Below are 8,779 nucleotides of genomic sequence, written 5' to 3'. Positions count from 1 at the left end.
CCGCGTCGATCTGGTCGTAGGCCTTGGCTTCACCGCCGAACTTGGTCGACAGCACCGTCGTGATGGCTGCCGTCAGCGTGGTCTTGCCGTGGTCCACGTGACCGATGGTGCCCACGTTCACGTGCGGCTTGGTCCGCTCGAATTTACCTTTTGCCATTTTCTCGCCTTCCGAAAAAAGTCGATCACTTCAACTGGTGCCCTTGGCGGGAATCGGACCCGCGACCTCTCCCTTACCAAGGGAGTGCTCTACCACTGAGCCACAAGGGCGAAATTCTTTTCATGCCCTCTCGGGCAAGCACGCCGGGTGCACCGGACCGAAATGGAGCGGGTGGCGGGAATCGAACCCGCGTCATTAGCTTGGAAGGCTAAGGTTCTACCATTGAACTACACCCGCATCGGGCGCAACTCAGGAGCCCCTGGCGGACCCGCCAGCCATTGCCAGCGGGCGTCCTTCAGCTACTACCACTCGGTCTCTATGCACACTCGCCGACCTCTACAAGGAGGTTGGTGGAGGAGGCTGGATTCGAACCAGCGTAGGCGTAAGCCAACAGATTTACAGTCTGCCCCCTTTAGCCACTCGGGCACCCCTCCGGCGAACCTCGAAATATACCATGTTTCTCGTGCGTGGTCATCTGCGGCGCTAGGCAGCTGTCGGGTTGTCGCACGCCGGCCGCATGGAACTTGCAAGCTGGCGCGCATGCATCACCTCACCCTGGCCCTGCAAGGCGGCGGCTCCCACGGCGCCTTCACCTGGGGCGTCCTGGACACCCTGCTGGCCGACCCCCGCATCACCATCGAAGGCCTGAGCGGCGCCAGCGCCGGCGCCGTCAACGCGGTCGTGCTGGCCAGCGGCTACGCGACCGCCGCCGCCCGTGGCGCCGATCCACGGCAGGGCGGGCGCGACGCCCTGGCCCAGCTGTGGCAGAAGGTGGCCGCCTGGGACGCGCTCGGCTCCTGGCAGCGCCAATGGGCGCGCCTGCTCTGGGGCGGCATGGCACCGGGCCTGGCGCGCGGCGACTGGCTGGCCGGGGCGCTGCGCGGCACGGTCTCGCCCTACCAGAGCAACCCGCTGGGCCTGAACCCGCTGCGCGACCTGCTCACCGAAGCGGTCGATTTCGCCGCCGTTGCCGCCGGCCCGCTGCGGGTGTTCGTGTCGGCCACCCACGTGGCCACCGGCCGGGCGGTGGTGTTCACCGGCCGCCACCTCGACGCCGACGCGGTGCTGGCCTCGGCCTGCCTTCCGCTGCTGTTCAAGGCAGTCGAGATCGGCGGCGAGGCCTACTGGGACGGCGGCTACGCGGCCAATCCGGCGCTCACGCCCCTGATCCAGGACTGCAACAGTGCCGACCTGATGCTGGTGCAGCTCAATCCGCTGCGGGTGGCCGGCACGCCGCAGGCGGCCAGCGACATCGTGGACCGGATCAACGAGATCACCTTCAACGCCAGCCTGCTGACCCAGATGCGCACCATCGAGTTCGTCAACGGCCTGATCGCCCGCGGCGCGCTCGGCGGCAGCGCCTGCCGCACCGTGCGCATGCACCGCATCGACGGCGGCGAGCAGATCCGGGCCTACCCCAGCTCCACCCGCAACTCGACCGACGCCGCCATGATCCACGCGCTGTTCGGCCTGGGCCAGGCGGCGGCGCGGCACTGGCTGGAGCGGCACTACGAGGCCCTGGGCCGGCACGGCACCGTCGACATCCGCGGCGACTACCTCGACGACACCCGCGTGGCCCTGCAGTCGGGCCAGCCCGATGCGGCCCCGCAATGCACCGGCTTCCGGCCCTGGTTCGCCCAGCTGCTGAGCCGGCGGCGCCGGCGCTAGTCGAGCTGGTCGAAGTAGCCGGCCTGGCCGCGCTCGGCCAGCCAGCTGCGCGCCTGCGCGAAATGGCCGCAGCCGAGGAAGGGCACCGGCGGCCGGGACGCCGACAGGGGCGAGGGATGGTTGGCCTGCAGCACCAGCGCCGCCCGCCCGTGCGCGGCCGCGGTGGCCTCGATCAGCCCGGCCTTGACTTGCGCATGCGCGCCCCACAGCAGGTAGGCGCAGGGACTGGCGGTGGCGGCCACCTCGGCCAGCACCGCATCGGTCAGCTCTTCCCAGCCCTTGCGGGCATGGCTGCCGGGGGAACCGTCCTCGACCGTGAGGCTGGCGTTGAGCAGCAACACGCCGTGGCGCGCCCAGCGCAGCAGCGAGCCGCTGGCGGGGAACGGCCGGCCGGCGCCACAGCCCAGCTCCTTGAACAGGTTGCGCAGCGAGGGCGGGGGCCGCACGCCCGGCGCCACCGAGAACGCCAGGCCCTCGGCCTGCCCCGGCCCGTGGTACGGGTCCTGCCCGAGGATGACGGCGTGGACCTGCGCCAGCGGCGTCTCCTCCAGCGCCCGCAGCGGCCGCGGCGGGTAGACCACGGCGCCGGCGGCCAGGCGCTCGCGCAGGTAGGCGCTCAGCCGTTGTCCGCTGTCGCTGGCGAAGAAATCGTCGACCAGCGGCCGCCAGCCCGGCGCCAGCGGTGCGGCCGCCGGGTCCCAGTGCAGCAGCCGCTGCGGCGCGGCGTCAAACGGCAGCGCCGCCTGCGCCACGCGCTCAGCCGCCGAACAGCGCCGCCAGCGCGGCGCCGGGATCGGGCGCGCGCATGAAGGCCTCGCCGACCAGGAAGGCGTGGACGCCGGCGTCGCGCATGCGGCGCACGTCGGCCGGCTGCAGGATGCCCGACTCGGTGACCAGCAGCCGGTCGGCCGGCACCTGGGCCAGCATGCCCAGCGTGGTGTCAAGCGTGACCTCGAAGGTGCGCAGGTTGCGGTTGTTGATGCCGACCAGCGGCGTGCGCAGCTTCAGGGCCCGCTGCAGCTCCTGCGCATCGTGCACTTCGACCAGCACGGCCATGTCGAGGCTGCGCGCGATCGCCTCCAGCTCGGCCATCTGCCCGTCGTCGAGGCAGGCGGCGATGAGCAGGATGCAGTCGGCGCCCATGGCGCGCGACTCGTACACCTGGTAGGGATCGACCAGGAAGTCCTTGCGCAGCACCGGCAGGTCGCAGGAGGCGCGGGCCTGCTTCAGGTAGTCGGGCTGGCCCTGGAAGAACTGCCGATCGGTCAGCACCGACAGGCAGGCCGCGCCGTGCTCGGCATAGGCCTGCGCGATGTCGGCCGGCACGAAGTCGGCCCGCAGCACGCCCTTGCTCGGGCTGGCCTTCTTCACCTCGGCGATGACGGCCGCGCGGCCGGCCGCAATCTTGCTGCGCAGGGCGCCGGCGAAGTCGCGCGTCAGCACGCGGCTCTCGGCGTCGGCGCGGATCGCCTCCAACGGCACCTTCCGGCGCGCCGCCGCGATTTCCTCGCGCTTGACCGCGACGATCTTGTCCAGGATGTCGGCCATGGTCGTCAGCCGCCCAGTTGCCGCGACAGCGCCACCAGCCGCTCCAGCCGGTCCCGCGCCGCCCCCGAGGCCAGCGCTTCGCGGGCCCGGGCGATGCCCTCGCCGATCCCGGTCACCACGTTGGCGGCATACAGGGCCGCGCCGGCATTGAGGACGACGATGTCGCGCGCGGCGCCCGGCTGGTTGTCCAGCACCGACAGCAGCAGCGCCTTGGACTGCTCGGCCGTCTCGACCTTGAGCGCGCGGTTGCTCGCCATTGCCATGCCGAAGTCCTCCGGATGGATCTCGTACTCGCTGACCTGGCCGTCCCGGAGCTCGCCCACCATGGTGGCGGCGCCCAGGCTCACCTCGTCCATGCCGTCGCGTCCGTAGACCACCAGCGCATGCTCGGCGCCCAGGCGTTGCAGCGCCCGCACCTGGATGCCCACCAGGTCGGGGTGGAACACGCCCATCAGGATGTTGGGGGCGCTGGCCGGGTTGGTGAGCGGACCCAGGATGTTGAAGATGGTGCGCACGCCCAGCTCCTTGCGCACCGGCGCCACGTTCTTCATGGCGGGGTGGTGGTTGGGCGCGAACATGAAGCCGATGCCGACCTCCTGCACGCAGCGGGCGATGGCCTCGGGCGCCAGGTTGATGTTCAGGCCCAGGCTCTCCAGCACGTCGGCGCTGCCCGACTTGCTGCTGACGCTGCGCCCGCCGTGCTTGCTCACCTTGGCGCCGGCCGCCGCCGCCACGAACATCGAGCAGGTCGAGATGTTGAAGGTGTGCGAGCCGTCGCCGCCGGTGCCCACGATGTCCACCAGGTGCGTCTTGTCGGCGATGTGGACCTTGGTCGAGAACTCGCGCATCACCTCGGCGGCGGCGGTGATCTCGCCGATGGTCTCCTTCTTGACGCGCAGGCCGGTGATGAGCGCGGCCGTCATCACCGGCGACAGCTCGCCGCTCATGATCGCCCGCACCACCTTGAGCATCTCGTCGTGGAAGATCTCGCGGTGCTCGATGGTGCGCTGCAGCGCCTCCTGCGGGGTGATGGACATGGGGCTCTCCTCGTCAATGGGTGGGATTGTCGGCCAGTGCGAGCCGCAGGCCGAAGGCGACGAACATCACGCCGGCCGCGCGATCGAGCCAGCGCATGCCGCGCTGCACGGCCTCGCGCCGGGCCATCCAGGCGGCGGCCAGCGCCCAGCCGGAATTGACCGGCACGCTGTTGATGTTGAACAGGGTGCCCAGCAGCAGGAACACGCCGGCCTTGTCGCTGGTGTCGGGCGCGATGAACTGCGGCACGAAGGCCAGGAAGAAGATCGCCACCTTGGGGTTGAGCACGTTGGTCCAGAAGCCGCCCAGGAACACCGCGCGCAGCGGCACCGGCGGCCGCGCCTCGGCCAGGGCCTGCAGGTCGTGCAGTTCGCGCGGCTGGCGCGCCAGCAGCAGCTTGAATCCCATCCACAGCAGGTAGGCCGCGCCCAGCCACTTGAGGGCGGCGAAGGCGGTGGCCGAAGCGGCCAGCAGGGCACTGACGCCCAGCGCCGCGGCGATCACGTGCACGAAGCAGCCGGCCGTGATGCCGAGACCGGCCACGATGCCGGCCTTGGCCCCGGAGCGCAGCGAGGTGGTGACGATGAACAGCACGTCGGGCCCCGGCGTCAGGTTCAGCAGCCAGCCGGCGGCGATGAACAGCAGCAGCTGGTGGGCGTCCGGCATGGCGCGCCCCTAGGCGAAGAAGCGGCGCACCGCGGCCACCGCCCGGTCGATGCCGGCGCCGTCGACGTCGAGGTGGGTGGCAAAGCGCAGGCGGTACAGGCCGGTGGCCAGCACGCCGTGCTGCGCCAGGTGTTCCAGCAGCGCGGCCGAGCGCTCGCGCGCCGGGCCGACCAGGTCGACGAACACGATGTTGGTCTGCGGCGTTTCGACCGCCAGGCCATCAATGCCGCGCAGGCCGTCGGCCAGCCGGGCCGCCAGCGCGTGGTCGTGGGCCAGCCGCGCGACGTGGTGGTCGAGCGCATGCGCCGCCGCGGCCGCCAGCACGCCGGCCTGGCGCATCGCGCCGCCGGCCATCTTGCGGATGCGGCGGGCCCGGGCGATGAACTCGCGCGAACCGCACAGGGCCGAACCGGCCGGCGCGCCCAGTCCTTTGCTGAAGCATACCGAGACCGAGTCGAACAGGCGCGCGATGCGGCGCGCCTCGGCCAGCGGGTCGCCGCCGCTGCCGGCCTGCGCCACCGCGGCGTTGAACAGCCGCGCGCCGTCCAGGTGGGCCGCCAGCCCGCGGGCGTGGGCCAGCGCCGTGGCCTGTTCCAGATAGGCCATCGGCATCACCATGCCGCCCAGCGTGTCCTCCAGCGCCAGCAGCCGGGTGCGGGCGAAGTGGGGATCGTCCGGCTTGATGGCGGCCTCGATCGCGGCCAGCGGCAGGCTGCCGTCGGGCGCGTGCTCCAGCGGCTGCGGCTGCACGCTGCCGAACACCGCCGCGCCGCCGCCCTCCCAGCGGTAGCAGTGCTGCTGCTGGCCGACGATGTACTCGTCGCCGCGCTGGCAGTGCGACAGGATGGCGCACAGGTTGCCCTGGGTGCCGGTCGGCACGAACAGCGCCGCCTCGAAGCCGAGCAGGCCGGCGATGCGCTCCTGCAGCGCGTTGACGCTGGGGTCGTCGCCGAACACGTCGTCGCCCAGCGGCGCGGCGGCCATCGCCGCACGCATGGCCGGCGTCGGCCGGGTGACGGTGTCGCTGCGCAGGTCGACCGGCCGCTCGCTGCTCATGGCGCCTGCTCGAGGAAGTTCTTCAGCATCGCGTGCCCATGCTCGGTGAGGATGGACTCGGGATGGAACTGCACGCCCTGGATCGGCAGGGTGGTGTGGCGCACGCCCATGATCTCGCCGTCGGCCGTCCAGGCCGTGGCGCGCAGCTCCGGCGGGCAGGTGCCACGCTCGATCGCCAGCGAGTGGTAGCGGTTGACGGTGAAGGTGGTCGGCAGGCCGGCGAACACGCCTTCGCCGGTGGTGGTGATCTCGCTCGTCTTGCCATGCATCAGCTGCTGGGCACGGACGATGCGGCCGCCAAACGCGGCGCCGATGCTTTGGTGTCCCAGGCACACACCCAGGATGGGCAGCTTGCCGGCGAAATGGCGGATCGCCTCGACCGAGATCCCGGCCTCGGCCGGCGAGCACGGACCGGGCGAGACCACCAGCCGGTCGGGCGCGCGCTGCGCGATGTCGGCCACCGAGATCTCGTCGTTGCGGAACACCTCCACCTGCGCCCCCAGTTCGCCGAAGTACTGCACCAGGTTGTAGGTGAAGCTGTCGTAGTTGTCGATCATCAGGAGTTTCATGTGGAGCTCCTGCCTGGATGCGGACATCCGGACCCGAAGGACCCGATGGACGCGAAGGACGCGAAGGTTTCGCGCAGGACGCGAAAGAGGACGACCAGGATGTTCATAGCTTGTTCACCACCCGGTGGACACCGCGCGTCACGGGGAACTCGTTGAAGTTGATCAGGAGACCGAGCTTCAGATTCGCCAGGCGCAGGGACGACAGCAGTTGCGCCTTGTGGTTGGGCAGCACCGTGTCCAGCACCTTCAGCTCGAGGATGACCTCATCCTCGACAATGAAATCGGCCCGGTAGCCGACGCCCAGGCTGGTGCCCTTGTACGACGCCTCGATCGCCACGTCGCGCCGGAAGCGCAGGCCTTGCTCGGCGAGTTCATGGGCCAGCGCACCGGCATAGGCACTCTCGAGCAACCCGACTCCCAGGACCTTTTGCACCTCCACCGCCGCGCCGATGATGGCGTGCGACAGGCCTGGCCTTTCCATCTCGAAGTTCTGCGCCTTCTGCGCCTCGTCTGCGCCTTCCGCGTCAGGCTGTCCGTTCCCGGTCTTCATTCCAGCCCCTCCTCGACCAGCTCCGACGCCCGCAGCAGCGCCCGCGCCTTCGCTTCCGTTTCCTTCCATTCCAGTTCGGGCACCGAATCCGCCACCACCCCCGCCGCGGCCTGGACGTAGAGCATCTGGTCCTTGACGATGCCGGTGCGGATGGCGATGGCGACGTCCATGTCGCCCGCATAGCTGAGGTAGCCGCAGGCGCCGCCGTACAGGCCGCGCTTGCTCGGCTCGAGCTGGTCGATCAGCTCCATCGCGTGCACCTTGGGCGCGCCGGTCAGGGTGCCGGCCGGGAAGGTGGCCTTCAGCACGTCGATGCTGGTCATGCCCTCGTTCAGGAGGCCCTCGACGTTGCTCACGATGTGCATCACGTGGCTGTAGCGCTCGACGGCGAAGGCTTCGGTCACCTTCACGCTGCCGGTGCGCGCGATGCGGCCGATGTCGTTGCGCGCCAGGTCGATCAGCATCACGTGCTCGGCGCGCTCCTTGGGGTCGTTCACCAGCTCGTGCTCGACCGCCTTGTCCTGCTCCGGCGTGGCGCCGCGCGGGCGGGTGCCGGCCAGCGGGCGGATCGTCACCTTCTGCCCTTCGGGCGTCTGCTCCTGGCGCACCAGGATCTCGGGCGAGGCCCCCACGACCTGGAACTCGCCGAAGTCGTAGTAGTACATGTAGGGGCTCGGGTTGAGCGAGCGCAGCGCCCGGTACAGCGACAGCGGCGACTCGGTGTAGCGCTTGCGGATGCGCTGGCCCACCTGCACCTGCATGAAGTCGCCGGCGGCGATCAGCTCCTTGGCGCGCTCCACCGCCTTCAGGTAGTTGGCCTTGGCGAATTCGCGTTCGGCCGGGTAGGTCTGGGTCTGGCGCACCTGCGGCGCGCTCACCGAATACTTCAGCTGATCCTTCAGCTCGCGCAGCCGCTTCTTGCCGTTGGCATACGCCTCGGCCTTGCCGGGGTCGGCGTAGACGATGAGGTAGAGCTTGCCCGACAGGTTGTCGATGACCGCCAGCTCCTCGCATTGCAGCAGCAGGATGTCGGGGCAGCCCAGCGTGTCGGGCGGGCAGCCGGATGCCAGCTTCTTCTCGATGTGGCGCACCACGTCGTAGCCGAAGTAGCCGGCCAGGCCGCCGCAGAACCGCGGCAGGCCGGGGCGCAGCGCAACCTTGAAGCGCTCCTGGTAGGCGGCGACGAAGTCCAGCGGGTTGCCCTTGGCGCGCTCCACCACCTCGCCGTCGGTGACCACCTCGGTCACCGCATCGGCGCCGAAGCCGCTGGCGCGCAACAGGGTGCGTGCCGGCAGGCCGATGAAGCTGTAGCGGCCGAAGCGTTCGCCGCCGACCACCGATTCGAGCAGGAAGCTGTGGCGCCCGTTGCCCTTGGCATGCGCGAGCTTGAGGTACAGCGACAGGGGGGTCTCGAGGTCGGCGAAGGCCTCCGCAATCAATGGGATGCGGTTGTAGCCCTGCAGGGCCAGACTCTTGAATTCGAGTTCGGTGATCACGGATGAGCCTCCACAAGCTCTCGCGGCGCCGGGC

10 protein-coding genes and 3 tRNA genes are annotated in these 8,779 nt (G+C 70.3%); 1 reads left to right on the top strand and 12 read right to left on the bottom strand.

All coding sequences use genetic code 11. From position 1 onward, the window contains the following. From GON04_RS14520 to GON04_RS14505, 4 genes are all read right to left on the bottom strand, one after another. A partial coding sequence (locus GON04_RS14520) for a GTP-binding protein (RefSeq protein ID WP_232533128.1) occupies positions 1–157 on the bottom strand: 157 nt, incomplete at its 3' end. Positions 158–192: 35 nt separating this feature from the next. Next, positions 193–267 (bottom strand) — tRNA-Thr (locus GON04_RS14515). A 53-nt stretch (positions 268–320) separates the two neighbouring features. Continuing rightward, a tRNA-Gly gene (locus tag GON04_RS14510) sits at positions 321–394 on the bottom strand. A gap of 111 nt (positions 395–505) precedes the next feature. Next, positions 506–591: transfer RNA gene (locus GON04_RS14505), tRNA-Tyr, on the bottom strand. A gap of 106 nt (positions 592–697) precedes the next feature. Between GON04_RS14505 and GON04_RS14500 the strand changes: the two genes are divergently transcribed. Then, positions 698–1,825: a patatin-like phospholipase family protein gene (locus GON04_RS14500; RefSeq protein ID WP_157398790.1), complete on the top strand. Its 1,128-nt coding sequence runs from the start codon at positions 698–700 to the stop codon at positions 1,823–1,825. On the opposite strand, the gene GON04_RS14495 is transcribed toward GON04_RS14500, so the two are convergent. The 8 genes from GON04_RS14495 to trpE all read right to left on the bottom strand — a co-directional run bounded on the left by GON04_RS14495 (position 1,822) and on the right by trpE (position 8,745). Beyond that, complete coding sequence (locus tag GON04_RS14495; protein WP_181654077.1) at positions 1,822–2,577, bottom strand: uracil-DNA glycosylase; 756 nt, start codon at positions 2,575–2,577, stop codon at positions 1,822–1,824. The two genes, GON04_RS14500 and GON04_RS14495, sit on opposite strands and share 4 nt — an antisense overlap. A gap of 4 nt (positions 2,578–2,581) precedes the next feature. Then, positions 2,582–3,373: an indole-3-glycerol phosphate synthase TrpC gene (trpC, locus tag GON04_RS14490; RefSeq protein ID WP_157398789.1), complete on the bottom strand. Its 792-nt coding sequence runs from the start codon at positions 3,371–3,373 to the stop codon at positions 2,582–2,584. A gap of 5 nt (positions 3,374–3,378) precedes the next feature. Further along, complete coding sequence (gene trpD / locus GON04_RS14485) at positions 3,379–4,410, bottom strand: anthranilate phosphoribosyltransferase (RefSeq protein ID WP_157398788.1); 1,032 nt, start codon at positions 4,408–4,410, stop codon at positions 3,379–3,381. Between the two features lie 13 nt (positions 4,411–4,423). Beyond that, a complete protein-coding gene (locus GON04_RS14480) occupies positions 4,424–5,074 on the bottom strand; it encodes a LysE family translocator (RefSeq protein WP_157398787.1) in 651 nt (216 codons plus the stop codon). 9 nt (positions 5,075–5,083) lie between these two features. Next, a complete protein-coding gene (gene ltaE / locus GON04_RS14475) occupies positions 5,084–6,130 on the bottom strand; it encodes a low-specificity L-threonine aldolase (protein WP_157398786.1) in 1,047 nt (348 codons plus the stop codon). Further along, complete coding sequence (locus tag GON04_RS14470) at positions 6,127–6,699, bottom strand: anthranilate synthase component II (RefSeq protein ID WP_157398785.1); 573 nt, start codon at positions 6,697–6,699, stop codon at positions 6,127–6,129. Before GON04_RS14470 ends, ltaE begins: the two co-directional genes overlap by 4 nt. A 103-nt stretch (positions 6,700–6,802) precedes the next feature. After that, the gene (locus GON04_RS14465) at positions 6,803–7,249 is read right to left on the bottom strand and encodes a GxxExxY protein (protein WP_232533123.1); all 447 of its coding nucleotides are present in this window, start codon (positions 7,247–7,249) and stop codon (positions 6,803–6,805) included. Further along, positions 7,246–8,745, bottom strand: a complete 1,500-nt coding sequence (gene trpE, locus GON04_RS14460) for an anthranilate synthase component I (protein ID WP_181654076.1) — start codon at positions 8,743–8,745, stop codon at positions 7,246–7,248. The genes GON04_RS14465 and trpE overlap by 4 nt, the downstream gene beginning before the upstream one ends. Positions 8,746–8,779: the final 34 nt, after the last annotated feature.

The sequence above is a fragment of the Ramlibacter pinisoli genome, from assembly GCF_009758015.1.
GTDB lineage: Bacteria > Pseudomonadota > Gammaproteobacteria > Burkholderiales > Burkholderiaceae_C > Ramlibacter > Ramlibacter pinisoli.
The sequence above is the reverse complement of the archived record's forward strand: the minus strand, read 5'-3'. Positions and strand labels throughout refer to the sequence as shown.